The sequence below is a fragment of the Achromobacter spanius genome, assembly GCF_002966795.1.
GTDB classification, from domain to species: Bacteria; Pseudomonadota; Gammaproteobacteria; order Burkholderiales; family Burkholderiaceae_B; genus Achromobacter; species Achromobacter spanius_D.
The window spans coordinates 46,772-62,662 of sequence record NZ_CP023270.1 but is presented as its reverse complement, the minus strand read 5'-3'; the positions used below and the strand labels follow the sequence as shown (position 1 = coordinate 62,662).

Here is a 15,891-nt window from a genome sequence, read left to right as displayed (position 1 = left end):
CTACCGCCACTGGATACACATGAATAAAACGCTGATTATTGCCGAGAAGCCCTCGGTGGCCCTTGATATATCACGCGCCTTGGGAGGCTTCGCGCGCGAGGGCGACTATTTTGAAAGCGAACGTTACGTTCTCGCTTCCAGCATCGGCCATTTGCTCAGCTTGGTCGCGCCCAACGATCCGGTCAAGGGAAAGTGGAGCTTCACGCACCTGCCCGTGATTCCGCCCGCGTTCGAATTGGGCCCGACCGACAAGAAGTCCGCCGAACGCCTCAAGCTGCTTGTCCGCCTGGCCAAGCGCAAGGACGTGGACGCCATCATCAACGCCTGTGACGCGGGACGTGAAGGCGAACTGATCTTCCGCTACATCGTTCAATACGCGGGCGTGAAAAAGCCGATTCAGCGCCTGTGGCTGCAGTCGATGACCCAGGCCGCCATCCGCGAGGCCTTCGCCAACCTGCGCGACGACACGCAGATGAAGCCGCTGGAAGCCGCGGCACGCTCGCGCGCCGAAGCCGACTGGCTGGTCGGCATCAACGGCACGCGCGCCATGACCGCCTTCAACAGCAAGGACGGCGGTTTCTTCAAGACGCCGGTCGGCCGGGTGCAGACGCCCACGCTGGCCATCGTGGCCGAACGCGAAGAGCGCATCCGCCGCTTCGTGCCGCGCGACTACTGGGAAGTGCGCGCCACCTTCATCGCGGCCGCCGGCCTGTACGAAGGCCGCTGGATCGACCCGCAATTCAAGAAAGACGACAAAGATCCCGAAAAGCGCGAATCGCGCCTGTGGTCGGCCGCCGCCGCGCAAAGCGTGGTCGCCGCCTGCCGCGAGAAGCCGGGCAGCGTGACCGAGGAATCCAAGCCGTCCAGCCAGATGTCGCCGGCCCTGTACGACCTGACGTCGCTGCAGCGCGAAGCCAACGGCCGCTTCGGCTTCTCGGCCAAGACCACGCTGTCGCTCGCGCAGACGCTGTACGAACGCCACAAGGCGCTGACCTATCCGCGTACCGATTCGCGCTACCTGCCCGAGGATTACATCAGCACGGTGCAGGAAACCATGCGCGCGCTGGCCAAGGGCGGTTCCAACGCCGTGGGCGGCCTGTCGCGCCACGCCGACACCGTCGTCAGCCAGCAGTGGGTCAAGCCGAACCGCCGCATCTTCGACAACAAGAAGGTGTCTGATCACTTTGCGATCATCCCCACGCTGCAGATCCCGCACGACCTGAGCGAAGCCGAAGCCAAGCTCTACGACCTGGTGCTCAAGCGCTTCCTGGCGGTGTTCTTCCCCGCCGCGGAATACCGCGTCACGACGCGCCTGACCGAAGTGCAGGGGCATCGCTTCCGCACGGACGGCAAGGTGCTGGTCAATCCGGGCTGGCTGGCCGTGTACGGCAAGGAAGCCCAGGGCGAGGACGCCAACCTGGTGCCGGTGGCGGACGGCGAGACCGTGCGCACGGAAGACATCGAAGCCGTCGGCCTGTCGACCAAGCCGCCCGCGCGCTTTAACGAAGGCACGCTGCTGTCGGCCATGGAAGGCGCCGGCAAGCTGGTGGACGACGAGGAACTGCGCGAGGCCATGTCCGAGCGCGGCCTGGGTACGCCGGCCACGCGCGCGGCCATCATCGAAGGCCTGCTCAACGAAAGCTACCTGCGCCGCGAAGGCCGCGATCTGGTGCCCACCGCCAAGGCGCGCCAGCTGATGACGCTGCTGTCGGGCCTGGACGTGGCCGAACTGACCTCGCCTGAACTTACGGGCGAATGGGAGCACAAGCTCAAGCAGATCGAGCAGGGCGGACTGGGCCGCGAGGCCTTCATGCGCGAGATCGCGCAGATGACGCAGGTCATCGTCAAGCGCGCCAAGGAATACGAGCGCGACACGGTGCCGGGCGACTACGCCACGCTGACCACGCCGTGCCCCAAGTGCGGCGCGGTGGTCAAGGAAAACTACCGCCGCTTTGCCTGCACGGCCTGCGACTTCTCGATCGGCAAGCACCCGGGCGGCCGCACGTTCGAACTGCCGGAAGTCGAAGAGCTGCTGGCCAAGCGCGAGATCGGTCCGCTGCAAGGCTTCATCAGCAAGATGGGCCGGCCGTTTGCCGCCATCCTGCGCATCAGCGATGAGTACAAGCTGGAATTCGACTTCGGCCAGAACGACGAGGACGACAACGAAGCGGTGGACTTCTCCGGCCACACGCCGGTGGGTCCGTGCCCGAAATGCCAGTCGCGCGTGTTCGAGCACGGCATGAGCTACGTCTGCGAAAAGTCCGTCGGCCCCGAGAAGTCGTGCGACTTCCGGTCGGGCAAGGTCATCCTGCAGCAGGAGATCTCGCGCGAGCAGATGGAAAAGCTGCTGACCAACGGCCGCACCGATCTGCTGGACGGCTTTGTGTCCAGCCGCACGAATCGCAAGTTCAAGGCGTTCCTGGTGCGTCAGCCCGACGGCAAGGTGGGATTCGAGTTCGAGCCCCGTCCCGAGAAGCCGGGCCGCGCGCGTGCGCCGGCCAAGACAGCGACGAAGACCGCCACGAAGACGGCTGCCAAGACGGCTGCGAAGAAGGCGCCGGCCAAGAAGGCGGCTGCCAAGACCGCCACTAAGACGGCAACCAAAACGGCAACCAAGACCGCTGCCAAGAAGGCCGTGAAAAAGGCCGCACCCAAGAAGACCGCAGCGTAATCCGCGCTGCGCCGTACGACCGAACGCCCGGGAAACCGGGCGTTTTCCATTGTTGGGCAGCAATCGCTGGGGTATTGTTGACGCCAAACAGCTGCAACCCAGATACTTCGAGGACGACATGACCCGTAGCTCCGACTTCACCACCCGCCGCCGCGTGCTGGCTGCCGCGTCCGCCTTCGCCGGCATCAGCCTGCTCAACGGGCGCGTCGTTTTCGCGCAGCCCAAGCTGGGCAAGGTCGTGTACGGCCAGGGCAGCATCGACCCCTTTTTCGCGGCGGGCTATGTGGCGCTGAAAAAGGGTTTCTTCGGAGAGGGCGGGCTGGAGGTCGAGTACCTGAATTCGCAGAGCGGCCCGCGCACCAACCAGCTGCTGGCCGCCGGCCAGATCGTGTTCGGCGCCACGGCGGCCACGGCCGCGCCCGCGCTGACCATCGCGGGCAAGCCCGCCGCGCTGGTGTTCGGCTTTGACCGCAAGCTGACGTACGCCAACGTCATCGTGCGCCGCGAGGACTTTGAAAGCGGCAAGATCAAGTCGATGAAGGACTTGGCGGGCAAGCGCGTCGGCGCGACGCAGCCGCAGTCCAGCACGTGGCTGATGGCGCTGTATCTGATGCAGAAGGCGGGCGTGGCCGACAAGGTCGACATCCGCCCCCTGGGCGATCTGGCGACGATGCTGGGCGCGCTCAAGACCGGGTCGGTGGCCGCCAGCATGGCCACCATGTCGATGATGGAACAGGCGCGCCAGGAAGGCTGGGGCGTGCCGATCTTCGACGCCACGACCGAAGCCTCGTGGAACGAGTTCATGGGCGGCGACGTGCCGGGCATTGCAGCGCTGACGCTGCAGGACACCATCCAGAAGCGCCCCGAGGTCGTGCAGGCCTTTGTGACTGCGATGGTCAAGGCGCAGGACTTCATCACGGCCAACAGCGCGGCTGCGATTACGGACGTGATCTACGACGATTACCTGAGCGCCTTCCCGCGCCCCGCCATCGAGAAGACGCTGGGCGTCTACAAGGAGACGGTGTTCCTGAAGGACAACATCATCACCGAGGACGCCTACAACCGCATGACGGCCATCATGGGCGACGGCCGCCAGTTCTCGAATGAAGAGATCAAGACCGTGCCTTACGCCAAGTGCGTGAACATGAGCTTCGTGCGAAAAGCCCGGGGCCTTTGATGATCACGCTGGACAAGGTAGGCAAGGCGTACCAGTCGCGCCAGGGCACGACGCACGCCGTCGGCGAGGTCAGCCTGACCATCAACGAAGGCGAATTCGTGTCCATCGTCGGGCCGTCCGGCTGCGGCAAGAGCACGCTGCTGAACATGATGGCGGGCTTTCTGCGTCCCACCACGGGCACCATCACGGTGGACGGGCGCGTGGTGGATGGGCAGGTGCCGCCGGCGTTGGGCTACATCTTCCAGAAGGACACGCTGCTGCCGTGGTTCAGCGTCAGGAAGAACGTGGCGCTGGGGTTGAAGTTTCAGGGCGTGCCGGCCGACCGGATCGCCAAGCGTGTCGCCGAACTGCTGGAACTCGGCCACCTGAGCGCGTTCGCCGACGCCTTTCCGCATCAGTTGTCCGGCGGCATGCGGCGGCGCGTGGCGCTCTTGATGAGCCTGGCGGTGGAGCCGCGCATCCTGCTGCTGGACGAGCCTTTCGGCGCGCTGGACACGCACACCAAGACGCACCTGCATCGCGAGCTGATGGAGATCTGGCGCAAGCTGGGCCAGACGATTGTGATGGTCACGCACGACCTGGACGAAGCCATTCTGCTGTCCGATCGCGTGGTGGTGCTGTCCGGTCCGCCCAGCCGCGTGCTGCTGGACGAGCGCATCCAGATCCCGCATCCGCGCGACGTCTTCACCCTGCGCGAAACGCCGCAGTTCGTCTCCCACGTGCAAAGCCTCTGGAGCGTGCTGGGCCAGCAGTTCCGCGCCGCCGCTTGAACCGATACGCGTCATGACCTCGATTGATACCGCCGACTCCCTGCAGGACCAGCTACGCCTGGACCGCCGCGCCGCCGTCGCGCGCCGCGTGCGCATCACCTTGTGGCAGGTCCTGATCCTTGCCGTCATCCTGGGCTCGTGGGAAACGCTGACGCGCATCCCGTGGTTTGCGCAGAACACGCTCTTCGATCCCTTTTTCATCAGCCAGCCCTCGCGCGTGGCCGTGCGCTTGTGGGAATGGCTGCAGCCCGGGCCGCGTTCGGTCTGGCCGCATTTGTGGCTGACGCTGCAGGCCACGCTTGTCGGATTGGTGGTGGGCGTGGGCAGTGGCTTCGTGGTGGGCATGACGCTCAGCCGCAGCCGCTTTCTGGCCGACGTGTTCAACCCGTTTATCGTGGCGTTCAACTCCATGCCGCGGATCGCGTTCGTGCCGCTCATCACGATGTTCTTCGGGCTGGGGCTGGCGTCCAAGGTGGTCACGTCGTGGTTCGTCGTGTTCTTTCTGGTGTTCTTCAACACCTACAAGGGCGGACGCAGCGTGGAGCGGGAACTGGTCGACTTCTGCCGCACGTTGGGCGGGTCGCCGCGCCAGATCCTGTGGCGGGTGCGTATTCCGACGGCGGCGGCGTGGACATTTGCCGCGCTGCCCAATGCCATCAGCTTCGCGCTGATCGGCGTGGTGCTGGCCGAGTTCGTGGGCTCGACCACGGGCATGGGCTATCTGATGATTACCGCGCTGGCGACGCTGAACGCCACCGACATGTTTGCGGCGGTGACGCTGCTGTCCATCGTCGGCATTGCGCTGGTTTATTGTGTGACGTGGATTGAACGGCGGCTCTTGCACTGGGCGCCGGAATTCCGGGAATGAGCGAGGCCCGATTGATGAAGACACTTCCGTATCTGCGCAATTTCGACCTGACAGGACAGGTGGCGCTGGTGACCGGCTCGGCCCGCGGGCTGGGTTTTTGCATCGCGCGGGCGCTGGCCGGCTGTGGTGCGCGCGTGCTGATCAATGGCCGCAACGTCGAAGCGGTGAACAAGGCGGTGGGTGAGCTGACTGCCGCGGGGCTGGACGCGCATCCGCTGCCGTTTGATGTGAGCAACGACGCGGCGATGGCAGAGGCGTTCGCGCGCATCGACAGCGAGCACGAGCGCCTGGACATCCTGGTGAACAACGTAGGCGCGCGCAATCGCAAGACGCTGCGCGACACCACGCCGGCTGAAATACGCGAGCTGATCGACACCGATCTGGTCGCCGGCATGCTGCTGGCCAAGTTCGCGGCCGAGCGCATGATGCGGCAGGGCGGCGGCCGGCTGATCGCGATTACGTCGGTGGTGGGAGAACTGGCGCGCGCGGGCGACGCGGTGTATCCCGCGGCCAAGCAAGGGTTGACCGGCATGGTGCGCGCGCTGGCGGCGGAATTCGGTGCGCACTACATCACCAGCAACGCCATCGCGCCGGGGACGTTTGCCACCGAAACCAATGCGCAGATGGTGGCGGACCCGCAGTTCGGCCCGCGCGTTGCTGCCCGCAACCCGACGGGTCGCTGGGGAGAGCCGGAAGAAATCGCGGGCGCGGCGGTGTTCCTCGCGTCACCCGCGGCGTCGTATGTGAACGGCCACGTGCTGGTGGTGGACGGCGGGCTGTCGATCCAGTTTTGAAGTTGGTGTGGGTGTCACCTGCTGCAAGGCGTCTGACACCCGCTTGGGCAACTTCTCAGGTCGTCTCGTCCTGATACCAGACGCCTTCGGCCAGCATCATCTTCTGGTGACCATGGCCCGCGGGCATCATCGGGAAGCAGTTTTCCTGCGCGGTGACCGCCACGTCCAGGAAATACGGACCGTCATGCGCCAGACATTCGGCCAGCGCCGCATCCAGCTTGGCGGGATCATCCACCCGCGCCGCGCCCCAGCCGAAAGCGCGCGCCAGCGCCACGAAATCCGGCAGTGACGCGTTGTAGCTGTGGCTGTAGCGGCCGCCGTGGATCAGTTCCTGCCATTGGCGCACCATGCCCATGTAGCCGTTGTTGCACAGCACGACCTTGACGGGCGTCTCGTGCTGCATGGCGGTGGACAGTTCCTGGATGTTCATCAGCACCGACGCGTCGCCGCTGACGCAGACGACCGTCTTGTCCGGATGCGCGACCTGCGCGCCGATGGCGGCGGGCACGCCATAGCCCATGGTGCCCGCGCCGCCCGACGTCAGCCAGCGGTGGGGACGGTCAAAGCGCAGGTATTGCGCGGCCCACATCTGATGCTGGCCCACGTCGGTGGAGACGATGGCATCGCGGTCGGCCAGCGCGGCATTCAGGCGGGACATCAGGTGTTGCGGCAGGATGGCGTCGGGCGCGGGCGTGAAGCCCAGGCAGTCCTGCGCGCGCCAGGCGTCGATACGCTTGAACCAGGGCGCCAGACGCGCGGGCTCCAGCGGCGTGTCGCCCAGCTCGGCGCGCAGCGCGCGCACCAGCGGCAGGCAGTCGCCGACCAGCGCCACGTCCACGCGCACGACCTTGTTGATCGAGGCGGGGTCGATGTCGATATGGATCTTGCGGGCGTGCGGGCAGAACTCCGACAGCTTGCCCGTGATGCGGTCGTCAAAGCGCGCGCCGATGCAGACGACGAGGTCCGAGTTGTGCATGGCGAGGTTGGCCTCGACCGTGCCGTGCATGCCCAGCATGCCCACGAACTGCGGGTCGGACGCGGGGAAGGCGCCCAGACCCATCAGCGTCAGCGTGCAGGGCGCGCCGGTGTGGCGCACCAGATCCGTGAACGCCTCGCAGGCCTCGGGACCGGCGTTCACCAGGCCGCCGCCGCCGTAGAAGATGGGCCGCTTGGCCTGCGCGATCAGCGCGGCGGCGCGGCGCACGGCCGACTGCGGCAGCTTGGCCGCCAGCTTGCCGGACTGGCGGCGCGCGCGCAGCGCGGCCAGCTTGTGCTGCGACGGCGCATCCAGGCCATCGCTGTCGCGCGGCACGGCAAGCTGCACGTCCTTGGGAAAGTCCACCAGCACCGGGCCGGGACGGCCCTGGCGCGTCAGTTCAAACGCACGGGCCGTCACGCTGGCCACGTCGTCCACCGCACGGATCTGGGTGTTCCACTTGGTGACGGAACGCGAAATGCCGATGGCGTCGCATTCCTGGAAGGCGTCGGTGCCGATGGCCGCCGTGGCCACCTGACCGCTGATGCACAGCACCGGGATCGAATCGCACATGGCGTCCAAAAGGCCCGAGGTCGTGTTCGCCATGCCGGGGCCGGAGGTCACGAACACGACGCCCGTGCGGCCGGTGGTGCGGGCGTAGCCCTCGGCGGCATGGACGGCGGCCTGCTCGTGGCGCACCAGCACGTGGCGCAGGCGCGGCTCGGCGTACAGGGCGTCGTACAGGGGCAGGACCGCCCCGCCCGGATACCCGAAGACCGTGTCGACACCGTGCGCAATCAGCGTGTCGAGCAGAATTTTCGCCCCGTTTTCAGGGGCGGTTTCGGTGGCGGTTTCGGTGGCGGAAAGCGCGGCGGCGGCGGTGGGGTGCAGGCGATCGTTCATGCTATCCATATTATTGGTAGATTCGAAGAATTTTTATCTTCTTTTCCACGGATAACAGGCGGACGGAGTAAATTCATCTTTGATTTGGAGGAATCGAAGAAAATGAACCTCGACAAGTTCGACTTGGCCATTTTGAAGGTGCTGCAGGACAACGCGCGCGCCAGCCTGAACGACATCGGCGCGGCGGTCGGTTTGTCGTCCACGCCGTGCTGGAACCGCATCAAGCGCATGGAAGGCGCCGGCGTCATCCGCGGTTACACGGTGGACATCGATCCGGCCAGCCTGGGCTTCATGGATACGGTCATCGTCCACGTGACGCTGGAAAGCCACAGCGAAGAGACGCTGTACGAATTCGGGCGCGCGCTGGCGCAAATCCCGGAGGTGCTGGAGGCGTTTCTGGTGTCCGGCGACTATGACTATTACATCCGCATCGCCGTACGCGACACCCGCGACTACGAGCGCCTCTTGCGCGAACAGCTCTACCGCATTCCCGGCATCCGGCACAGCAAGTCCTGCTTCGTGCTGCGGCGGTTGAAGGAAACCAAGCTGCCGCTGACGGGGCCGGGGCCGGGGCCGGCGACGTAGGGCGCTATTTCGCTTATTCCAACGCCCCCGCGTCTTCAGCGCAGCACGTAATCCACCGGCTCCGCCGGTTCCGGCAGGGGCCGCACGCCCAAGCCTTCGAGCAGGTCGATCTCGATCACGCGGGCCAGCGCCGACAGCGGCAGGTCGTTCTCGTCGGCGCCGAAGGGATCCTCCAGCTCGTCGCCCAACGCGTCCAGGCCGAAGAACGTATAGGCGACGATGGTCACCGCGAGCGGCGTCAGGAACTCCAGCGTGCCCACCAGACCGAAAGGCAGCAGCAGGCAGAACAGCCACGCCGTGCGGTGCAGCAACAGTGAGTAAGCGAACGGGCAGGGCGTGAACTTGATGCGCTCGCAGGCCGCCTGGATCGCGGCGCACTGCGCCACGCGCTGGGTCAGGCCCTGGTACAGGATGTCGGTCAATTCACCGCGCCGCAGGCACGTCGCCAGGTCGCGGTTGATGGACATGAGCAGCGCATCGGGCACGTTGCGGCAGCCGGCCAGCGTGTCGAGCTCGTCCTGCTGCACCCACGGGCGCACCGCCTCGACCATGTCCTGCCCGCGCAGCCGTGCCGCCAAGCCGTAGGCGAAACCGATGCAGCGCCGCACCAGCCGCTCCTGCACGGGATTGGCGGTGCTGGCCGCCAGCAGCACCGCGCTTTCGCGCGCCAGGCTGCGCGCCTGCACGACGAGGTCGCCCCATTGCTTGCGGGCTTCCCACCAGCGGTCATAGCAGACGTTGTTGCGAAAGCCCATGAAGACGGACAGGGCCAGGCCGAAGAGCGAGAACGGCACCGCGGTCAGGTGCGCGGGCGAGAAGAACTGGCGGTGGTACATCCACACCACCACGCAGGAGAGCACCGTGATGACGATGATCCTGCTGAGGATGCGCGGGATGATGGAACCGCGCAGTACAAAGAACAAAGCCAGCGCGGAGGGCCGCGGACGGACGATCATGATGAATATCAAGCAAGGGACAAGGCGGCGCTCACTATACGCCTGTCATCGCGCAATAAAGCCGCCGATATAATTCTGTTTCGTCTCACCGCCACACTCGATTCTCAATGACCAACGAAGACACCCCGATCAAGCCCTGGCATGTCGTCCGCCGCTCCAAGCTGCACGGCAACGGCGTCTTCGCCGCCCGCAAGATTCCGGCAGGCACGCGCATCATCGAGTACGGCGGCGCGCGCATCAGCGCCAAGGAAGCCGACCGCCGCCATCCCACCAATCCGGACGATCCCTTCCACACGTTCTTCTTTGCGCTCAGCTCCGGCCGCGTGATCGACGGCGGCGACGAGGGCAACGATGCGCGCTGGATCAACCATTCCTGCGAGCCCAACTGCGAGGCGCAGGAAGGCAAGCACGGCAAGCGCGTCTACATCGTGGCGCTGCAGGACATCCCGCGCGGCACGGAACTGTCGTACGACTACGGTCTGGTCCTGGACGACCGCATCACGAAGGCGCTGAAAGAGGGCTACAAGTGCCTCTGCGGCACGCCGCCTTGCCGCGGCACGATGCTGGCGCTGCCCAAGAAAAAGGCGAAGAAGGCCGATGCGGACAAGGCCACCAAGACCGAGGCCGCCAAGGCCGCCTGACGGAAACCGGGGCCGGTCGCCCCATTTCCCAAGACCACAACCGCAATAAGCATATTCAGCCCCGCTCTGCGGACAGGCGTACAATCGACCGGTCGTTAACACGACATGCAGTACGTCTTCAGGGCGGGGTGCAATTCCCCACCGGCGGTATGCCATGCAATGTGGCGAGCCCGCGAGCGCCCGGCCATGCTTTGGCCGGGGTCAGCAGACCTGGTGAGATGCCAGGGCCGACGGTCATAGTCCGGATGAGAGAAGATGTGCCGGCACATACTCGGCTGCGCCGGGCGCGTTTGCGCCTTGCCTGGCCGTATTGCGTTCGGCTGTCGATTAGCCCTGAAACGTTTTTCGCCCCATCCTTTTGCGAGAGCGTTTCAATGTCCAACGTTGCCTTCACCCAGCAGTCCCCCATCCCCAGCCTGGCTTCGCAGCCCTTTGCCGTGCGCCTGTCGCGCGCGCTGCATCACCTGCGCCTGGGCCGTCCCGTCATCCTCATGGACGACTTTGACCGCGAGAACGAAGCGGACCTGATCGTCGTGGCCGACAAGCTGACCGTGCCCGTCATGGCGCAACTCATCCGCGACGGCAGCGGCATCGTGTGCCTCTGCCTGCCCGGCGATACGCTGGATCGCCTGGAATTGCCGCCGATGGTTCAGCGCAACCAGAGCCGCTTTGCCACGGCTTTCACCGTGTCGATCGAAGCGCGCGAAGGCGTGAGCACCGGCGTGTCCGCGGTGGACCGCGTCACCACGATCCGCGCCGCCATCTCGCCGTCGGCGCAGCCCGACGACATCGTCAGCCCCGGCCACGTGTTTCCGCTGCGCGCCCAACCGGGCGGCGTGCTGACGCGCCGCGGCCACACCGAAGGGTCCGTGGACCTGGCCGTGCTGGCCGGCATGCGCCCGGCGGGCGTGCTGTGCGAACTGATGAATGCCGACGGCACGATGATGCGCGGCGCAGCGCTGGATCGCTACGCCGCCGAGCACGGGCTGGTGGCACTGACCATTGCCGAATTGGCGGACCATCTGCAAAAGCTGAAGGACGGCCAGGCCGAAGCGATCGACGACGAAGTGCTGGAGATGGCGGCTACTGTCTGAGCGGCCGCCCAGGTTGCGCCCGCGGCATTCGCGGGCGCGGCCATCGCGTATCTGAGCGAATGGCATAATTCGCGCGAAGCGACGCAGCGCGTTGCGGTGGGCCGCCTGGCTGCGGCGCCGCCGGACCACGGCCCGTTGGCCTGCAATCGACTGCCGCACATTCCATGAGCCATTGCTCACGTTTGATATTCGCCTTTTTGCCATTCATGACCGCCATTCCCCAGCCCCGGAAATCACCGCGCCAACTCAGATCGCAGCAAACCGTCGACACCATTCTCCAGGCCACGGCTCGCGTTCTGGCCACGCACGGGTATGCCGGCACCAACACCAATCTGATCGCGGAAACGGCGGGCGTGAGCGTGGGTTCGCTCTATCAGTACTTTCCGAACAAGAACGCGCTGATCGCCGCGCTGCATGACCGGCACGACAACCAGATGCTGGACGTGATCGACGACGTGCTGAACGGCAACCCGGCGGCCACGCTGCGCGAGCGCGTGGCAGCGATCGTGCAGGCCATGTTGCACGCGCATCTGCTGGAGCCCGCGTTGCACCGCGTGCTGGAAAGAGAGTTTCCGCTGTTTGACCAGCCGCACGAGCACAGCCGCGCTGACCAGGACATCCACCGCCGCATGCGGCATCTGCTGGAACTGCACCGCGCCGAGATCGCGCAGGCGGACCGGGATCTGGCGACCTATGTAGTGCTGCGAATCATGGAGTCGCTGGTGCATGCAGCCGCGCTGGCACCGCCCGCGGGCTTCACGCCCAAGCAGCTCGAAGCAGCGGTGGTCGATGCAGTGATGGGGTATCTGGGCGCGCCTGGAAACGCCGCGCCGGGCAAGGCAAGTAAACCGGGCAAAGCGGCAGTCAATGCGGCCGCGAAAACGGCCAAGACGGCCAGCGCCGCCAAAAAGACGAAGCCGGCGCGCGCCTAGCCGCCGGACTCAGGCGCGCTCGCGCGCCATCCTGGCCAGGCAGTCGGCCGGCCCCCCCGTCACGATGCGCGCGCTGCACGCCAGCATCAGATTCAGATTCAGCCCGAAGTCCTCGACCGTGTGGCCCTGCGCATCGACCATGCGCGACACACCGTCGTCCGCCGCCGCCCCCACCGCCACCTGATCGATCAGCGTGCCGGCCTGGCCGGTGTAGCCCCACACGGGCTTGCCGCAGGCGATGGCGTAACCCACTTCGAAGGCCGTGCCCGAATCGGGCTCGGCGCCGCGAAACGGATTCAGATTCGCCATCACCATGTCGGCGCGGCGGATCAGCGCGACGTTCGCGCGGTAGATCCATTCTGCAAGCGCCTGCCCGGCGAGTTCCGGCGGCGCGGCGTTGTCCAGCGGAAACACGCCCTCGAAACCATAGGTGGCGCACAGGGTCTTGAGCCGTTCGCCGTGCGCCACGGCATCAGGCAGAAAGACATCGAAACCCGCCAGGTACACACTGCGCATGGCCCTTACTCCGGATCGGCGACGTTGAAGGCTTCGCCGGTGGCGAAGAAGGAGCCGCCGGCCAGGTAGTGCACCGAACGGCGCTCGTCGTCCGGAAAGTGCCAGCGGTTGCCGGAAAACACGTCCGGCGCCGCCCACGCGGCCACGACCTCGCCGATGAAGAGATCGTAGGCCTGCTGGTTGTGCGGTTCGGAAACGACCTTGCATTCCAGCCAACCCAGGCAGCCCTCGATGAGCGGCGCGCCGATCTTGCTGGCGGGAAATGTCGTCAGGCCGCTGGCCTGGAACTTGTCGTCGTCGCGTCCGGACTGCGATCCCACCACCATCGTGGCGCGCGCCTGTGCGCGAGACGGAATGCACAGTGCGAACTCGCCCGACGCTTCGATGAGTTCACGCGTCCAGGTGTTCTTGTCGACCACCACCAGCATCTTGGGCGGACTGAAGTCCAGCGGCATGGCCCAGGCCGCGGCCATCACGTTGCGGGACGCGCCGTACGCGCTGGTGACCAGCACGGTCGGACCGTGGTTCAGAAGAAGATAGGCGCGGGACAGGTCAACGGGTTCGATCATGGACACCTAGAACATGCCGTTCTTGTTGGCGGGATTCTCGGGGATTTCCTGGCTGACGTCCCAGTGTTCGACGATCTTGCCGTCCTGGACGCGGAAGATGTCGACCACGGCCTGGCCGCGGTCTTCCGGCGAATCGCGCCACAGGTTGTGGATCATGACGAGGTCGCCCTCGGCGATGACGCGCTTGATCTCGACGATGGCCTGCGGGTGCTGCTCGAAGTAGCGCGGGAAAAAGTCGACCATCGGCCCGACGCCGTCCTGCATGTACGGATTGTGCTGGGTGTAGTTCGGGCCGACGTACCGGCGCACCGCCTCGTCGACGTCACGGTCCTGGAACATCATGCGGAAGAACGCGACGGCGATTTCCTTGTTGGTTTGCGGCGCGGCGGCAAGCGCCGGCGCAGTTGCCACGCAACTGGCAGCGACCAGCAGGCAGGCGGCCAAGGATTTCCACTTCTTACGCATACAGGACTACTCAAATGACGCCGGTTGGCGGCCTGCCAGTTTACAAACAAACGCGTCCGAGGATCAGTATCCGACGGTATAACGGCGGCGCGAATGCCGGGGCGTCTCGACCTCGTCGGCCAGGGCGATCGCGTAGTCTTCCATCGAAATCCAGCTCTTGCCGTCGTCGTCAGCCAACAGGTGGTCGTCGCCCACGCGGAACGTGGTGGTGCGCTCGCCGGGTTCGAACATGGCCGAGGGCGACAGGAAGGTCCAGTTCAGCACCTTTTCCTGGCGCAGCGTGTCCAGGAACACGACGCCCGCACGGGCCTCGGGCTTGTAGGCATCGGGAAATTCGGGGGTGTCGATCAGCATCTTGCCGGGTGCAACCAGCAGGCTGCCGGCGCCGCCCACCACCAGCAGACGCGGCACGCCCGCGTTCTTCACGGCGGTCAGAAGCGGCTTGGCATCGGTGGACACGAAACGCGTGGCGCTGATGACGGCGTCGTGGCCAGCCAGGATCGGGGTCAGGCCTTCGGGGTCGGTGGCGTCGCCCTGGCGGACGGTCAGGCCCGGCTGCTCGTTGACCTCGGCCGGGTTGCGGGCGATGCCCGTCACCTGGTGGCCGCGCTTGAGCAGTTCGTCTGCCACGCGCGAACCCACGCGTCCGGTAATGCCGATCAATGCGATTTTCATGGTCTTGCTCCTGGTAGGAATGGGCCGGGAGCGGCCGCCGCACGATTGCGGCGGAACACGCTCCGGCTCAAGGCAAAGCCATACTATTCGGTCAAATCCGAACGAAAAACCCGTTAAACAGGAAGAGTTTTTTGCAATCCATGCACCAATCCGGCGTAAGCGGCGGGAGGCTGGGGGTTTGACCCGGACGTGCACGCAGCGGCGGCACGCCCGATCAGTGTGCGCCCGGCGGCCCCGCTTGAACAGGGGCCGCCCCCGCGATCAGCGGGCGGCGCGTTGCGCCTGATAGACCTGCAGATGCGAATACGCGACGCGCAGATACGTGGCGTCCACGCCCAGCGTGCGAGCGCGGCGGACCATGTCGCCGACGATGTGGTCGGCCTCGACGGGCAGGCCCTGGCGCAGGTCGCGGAACATGGAGGCGGTCATGGGCTGGGTGCGGTCCGCCAGCAGCTTGCGCACGGTGGCGTCGGCCTCGGGGCGCACGGTGTGGCCGGAAGCCGCGGCAACTGCCTGGGATTCCTGCAGCAGGCCGAGCAGGATGTCGACGCCGTCATCCGTGGACGCGATCTCGCCGACCGAGCCGCGCATCAGGCAGGTGGCGGCGGCCAGCGTCGTCAGCATGACGTACTTTTCCCAGATGTCCTGGTAGATGTTCTCGCTGAGGCGGCTGACGTATTCGCCGCCCGCCAGCGCCTGCTCCAGCGCCACGCAGCGCTCGCTGCGGGCGGGACCGGCGCGTTCGCCGAACACCAGGTTGGCGTGCTTGCCCAGGTGGACGACTTCGCCTTCGGGGCCGAGCGTGGCGTTGATCTGGCACAGGCCGCCCAGCACGCGATGCGGCTCGAATTCGCGGTCCAGCACGTCGTACTGCAGCACGCCGTTCATGATGGGCAGCACGGCGGTGTCCGGTCCCACGGCGGGGCGGATGGCCTCGATGGCGCTTTCCAGGTCGTAGGCCTTGCAGGACAGTACGACGACGTCATAGCTTTCCTGCAGCGTCTGCTGCGTGACCAGCTTGGGGTGCAGCGTGGCGTCGCCCAGCGGGCTCTGGATGCGCAGTCCGTGTTCGCGGATGCGCGCGGCGCGCGGTTCGCGCACCAGGAACGTCACGTCCGCGCCGGCTTGCGCCGCGCGACCGCCAAAGTATCCGCCGGTGCCGCCGGCGCCCAAGAACAACAACCGCATGCCTGTCTCCTGTTGGCTGCCCGCGTCACGCGCGGGCCGATGCGGGCATTATGCGCCCGGGCCACGCCGCCGCGCACCCGCGGCGGCCGATGAGTCATGCGCTGGACGCTT

General features: G+C 66.1%; 16 protein-coding genes and 1 riboswitch. Of the genes, 9 read left to right on the top strand and 7 right to left on the bottom strand.

Features of this window, described 5'->3' with window-relative positions; all coding sequences use genetic code 11:
• Nucleotides 1-19 precede the first annotated feature (19 nt).
• The 5 genes from CLM73_RS00305 (at nucleotide 20) to CLM73_RS00285 (ending at nucleotide 6,280) form a co-directional block, all read left to right on the top strand.
• Nucleotides 20-2,671, top strand: coding sequence for a DNA topoisomerase III (locus tag CLM73_RS00305; protein ID WP_105236837.1), 2,652 nt, complete (start codon nucleotides 20-22; stop codon nucleotides 2,669-2,671).
• 118 nt (nucleotides 2,672-2,789) lie between these two features.
• Nucleotides 2,790-3,848, top strand: a complete 1,059-nt coding sequence (locus CLM73_RS00300; protein ID WP_105241316.1) for an ABC transporter substrate-binding protein — start codon at nucleotides 2,790-2,792, stop codon at nucleotides 3,846-3,848.
• Nucleotides 3,848-4,618 (top strand): ABC transporter ATP-binding protein, encoded by a 771-nt coding sequence (locus CLM73_RS00295; RefSeq protein ID WP_199778220.1) that lies wholly within the window; start codon nucleotides 3,848-3,850, stop codon nucleotides 4,616-4,618. Before CLM73_RS00300 ends, CLM73_RS00295 begins: the two co-directional genes overlap by 1 nt.
• Nucleotides 4,619-4,631: 13 nt before the next feature.
• On the top strand, nucleotides 4,632-5,486 hold the full coding sequence (locus tag CLM73_RS00290) for an ABC transporter permease (protein WP_105236835.1): 855 nt from the start codon (nucleotides 4,632-4,634) through the stop codon (nucleotides 5,484-5,486).
• Nucleotides 5,487-5,500: 14 nt separating this feature from the next.
• Nucleotides 5,501-6,280 carry an SDR family oxidoreductase gene (locus CLM73_RS00285; protein ID WP_105241315.1) on the top strand — a complete coding sequence of 260 codons (780 nt, stop codon included), beginning with the start codon at nucleotides 5,501-5,503 and terminating at the stop codon, nucleotides 6,278-6,280.
• Nucleotides 6,281-6,335: 55 nt separating this feature from the next.
• On the opposite strand, the gene ilvB is transcribed toward CLM73_RS00285, so the two are convergent.
• Nucleotides 6,336-8,168 (bottom strand): biosynthetic-type acetolactate synthase large subunit, encoded by a 1,833-nt coding sequence (gene ilvB / locus CLM73_RS00280; protein WP_105236834.1) that lies wholly within the window; start codon nucleotides 8,166-8,168, stop codon nucleotides 6,336-6,338.
• A gap of 93 nt (nucleotides 8,169-8,261) precedes the next feature.
• Here ilvB and CLM73_RS00275 point away from each other — a divergent pair, with 93 nt between their 5' ends.
• Nucleotides 8,262-8,744: an Lrp/AsnC family transcriptional regulator gene (locus CLM73_RS00275; RefSeq protein ID WP_105236833.1), complete on the top strand. Its 483-nt coding sequence runs from the start codon at nucleotides 8,262-8,264 to the stop codon at nucleotides 8,742-8,744.
• Between the two features lie 35 nt (nucleotides 8,745-8,779).
• Here the strand turns inward: CLM73_RS00275 and CLM73_RS00270 are convergent, their stop codons facing one another.
• On the bottom strand, nucleotides 8,780-9,700 hold the full coding sequence (locus CLM73_RS00270) for a bestrophin family protein (protein ID WP_105236832.1): 921 nt from the start codon (nucleotides 9,698-9,700) through the stop codon (nucleotides 8,780-8,782).
• A 107-nt stretch (nucleotides 9,701-9,807) separates the two neighbouring features.
• On the opposite strand from CLM73_RS00270, the gene CLM73_RS00265 reads away from it, so the two are divergent.
• The 3 genes from CLM73_RS00265 (at nucleotide 9,808) to CLM73_RS00255 (ending at nucleotide 12,367) form a co-directional block, all read left to right on the top strand.
• A complete protein-coding gene (locus CLM73_RS00265; RefSeq protein WP_105236831.1) occupies nucleotides 9,808-10,341 on the top strand; it encodes an SET domain-containing protein in 534 nt (177 codons plus the stop codon).
• A gap of 110 nt (nucleotides 10,342-10,451) precedes the next feature.
• Nucleotides 10,452-10,602, top strand: a riboswitch (FMN riboswitch).
• Between the two features lie 113 nt (nucleotides 10,603-10,715).
• Nucleotides 10,716-11,435 carry a 3,4-dihydroxy-2-butanone-4-phosphate synthase gene (gene ribB / locus CLM73_RS00260; protein ID WP_105236830.1) on the top strand — a complete coding sequence of 240 codons (720 nt, stop codon included), beginning with the start codon at nucleotides 10,716-10,718 and terminating at the stop codon, nucleotides 11,433-11,435.
• A 206-nt stretch (nucleotides 11,436-11,641) separates the two neighbouring features.
• The gene (locus CLM73_RS00255; RefSeq protein ID WP_234015771.1) at nucleotides 11,642-12,367 is read left to right on the top strand and encodes a TetR/AcrR family transcriptional regulator; all 726 of its coding nucleotides are present in this window, start codon (nucleotides 11,642-11,644) and stop codon (nucleotides 12,365-12,367) included.
• A 9-nt stretch (nucleotides 12,368-12,376) separates the two neighbouring features.
• Here CLM73_RS00255 and CLM73_RS00250 read toward each other — a convergent pair whose 3' ends face one another.
• The 5 genes from CLM73_RS00250 to panE all read right to left on the bottom strand — a co-directional run bounded on the left by CLM73_RS00250 (nucleotide 12,377) and on the right by panE (nucleotide 15,780).
• Nucleotides 12,377-12,883 carry a nucleoside 2-deoxyribosyltransferase gene (locus tag CLM73_RS00250; protein ID WP_105236829.1) on the bottom strand — a complete coding sequence of 169 codons (507 nt, stop codon included), beginning with the start codon at nucleotides 12,881-12,883 and terminating at the stop codon, nucleotides 12,377-12,379.
• A 5-nt stretch (nucleotides 12,884-12,888) separates the two neighbouring features.
• Nucleotides 12,889-13,458: a flavin reductase family protein gene (locus CLM73_RS00245; RefSeq protein ID WP_105236828.1), complete on the bottom strand. Its 570-nt coding sequence runs from the start codon at nucleotides 13,456-13,458 to the stop codon at nucleotides 12,889-12,891.
• On the bottom strand, nucleotides 13,459-13,917 hold the full coding sequence (locus CLM73_RS00240; RefSeq protein WP_105236827.1) for a nuclear transport factor 2 family protein: 459 nt from the start codon (nucleotides 13,915-13,917) through the stop codon (nucleotides 13,459-13,461).
• Nucleotides 13,918-13,980: 63 nt separating this feature from the next.
• On the bottom strand, nucleotides 13,981-14,592 hold the full coding sequence (locus CLM73_RS00235; protein ID WP_105236826.1) for an NAD(P)-dependent oxidoreductase: 612 nt from the start codon (nucleotides 14,590-14,592) through the stop codon (nucleotides 13,981-13,983).
• Nucleotides 14,593-14,853: 261 nt separating this feature from the next.
• On the bottom strand, nucleotides 14,854-15,780 hold the full coding sequence (gene panE, locus CLM73_RS00230) for a 2-dehydropantoate 2-reductase (protein WP_105236825.1): 927 nt from the start codon (nucleotides 15,778-15,780) through the stop codon (nucleotides 14,854-14,856).
• Nucleotides 15,781-15,891 lie beyond the last annotated feature (111 nt).

Excerpts from the sequence above, each read along its gene's own strand:
- CLM73_RS00305 (WP_105236837.1), top strand. The coding sequence starts at position 20 with ATGAATAAAACGCTGATTATTGCCGAGAAGCCCTCGGTGGCCCTTGAT.
- CLM73_RS00295 (WP_199778220.1), top strand. The coding sequence starts at position 3,848 with ATGATCACGCTGGACAAGGTAGGCAAGGCGTACCAGTCGCGCCAGGGC.
- CLM73_RS00265 (WP_105236831.1), top strand. The coding sequence starts at position 9,808 with ATGACCAACGAAGACACCCCGATCAAGCCCTGGCATGTCGTCCGCCGC.
- ilvB (WP_105236834.1), bottom strand. The coding sequence starts at position 8,168 with ATGGATAGCATGAACGATCGCCTGCACCCCACCGCCGCCGCCGCGCTT.
- CLM73_RS00300 (WP_105241316.1), top strand. The coding sequence starts at position 2,790 with ATGACCCGTAGCTCCGACTTCACCACCCGCCGCCGCGTGCTGGCTGCC.
- CLM73_RS00250 (WP_105236829.1), bottom strand. The coding sequence starts at position 12,883 with ATGCGCAGTGTGTACCTGGCGGGTTTCGATGTCTTTCTGCCTGATGCC.
- CLM73_RS00255 (WP_234015771.1), top strand. The coding sequence starts at position 11,642 with ATGACCGCCATTCCCCAGCCCCGGAAATCACCGCGCCAACTCAGATCG.
- panE (WP_105236825.1), bottom strand. The coding sequence starts at position 15,780 with ATGCGGTTGTTGTTCTTGGGCGCCGGCGGCACCGGCGGATACTTTGGC.
- CLM73_RS00270 (WP_105236832.1), bottom strand. The coding sequence starts at position 9,700 with ATGATCGTCCGTCCGCGGCCCTCCGCGCTGGCTTTGTTCTTTGTACTG.
- CLM73_RS00240 (WP_105236827.1), bottom strand. The coding sequence starts at position 13,917 with ATGCGTAAGAAGTGGAAATCCTTGGCCGCCTGCCTGCTGGTCGCTGCC.
- CLM73_RS00275 (WP_105236833.1), top strand. The coding sequence starts at position 8,262 with ATGAACCTCGACAAGTTCGACTTGGCCATTTTGAAGGTGCTGCAGGAC.
- CLM73_RS00285 (WP_105241315.1), top strand. The coding sequence starts at position 5,501 with ATGAAGACACTTCCGTATCTGCGCAATTTCGACCTGACAGGACAGGTG.
- CLM73_RS00235 (WP_105236826.1), bottom strand. The coding sequence starts at position 14,592 with ATGAAAATCGCATTGATCGGCATTACCGGACGCGTGGGTTCGCGCGTG.
- ribB (WP_105236830.1), top strand. The coding sequence starts at position 10,716 with ATGTCCAACGTTGCCTTCACCCAGCAGTCCCCCATCCCCAGCCTGGCT.
- CLM73_RS00290 (WP_105236835.1), top strand. The coding sequence starts at position 4,632 with ATGACCTCGATTGATACCGCCGACTCCCTGCAGGACCAGCTACGCCTG.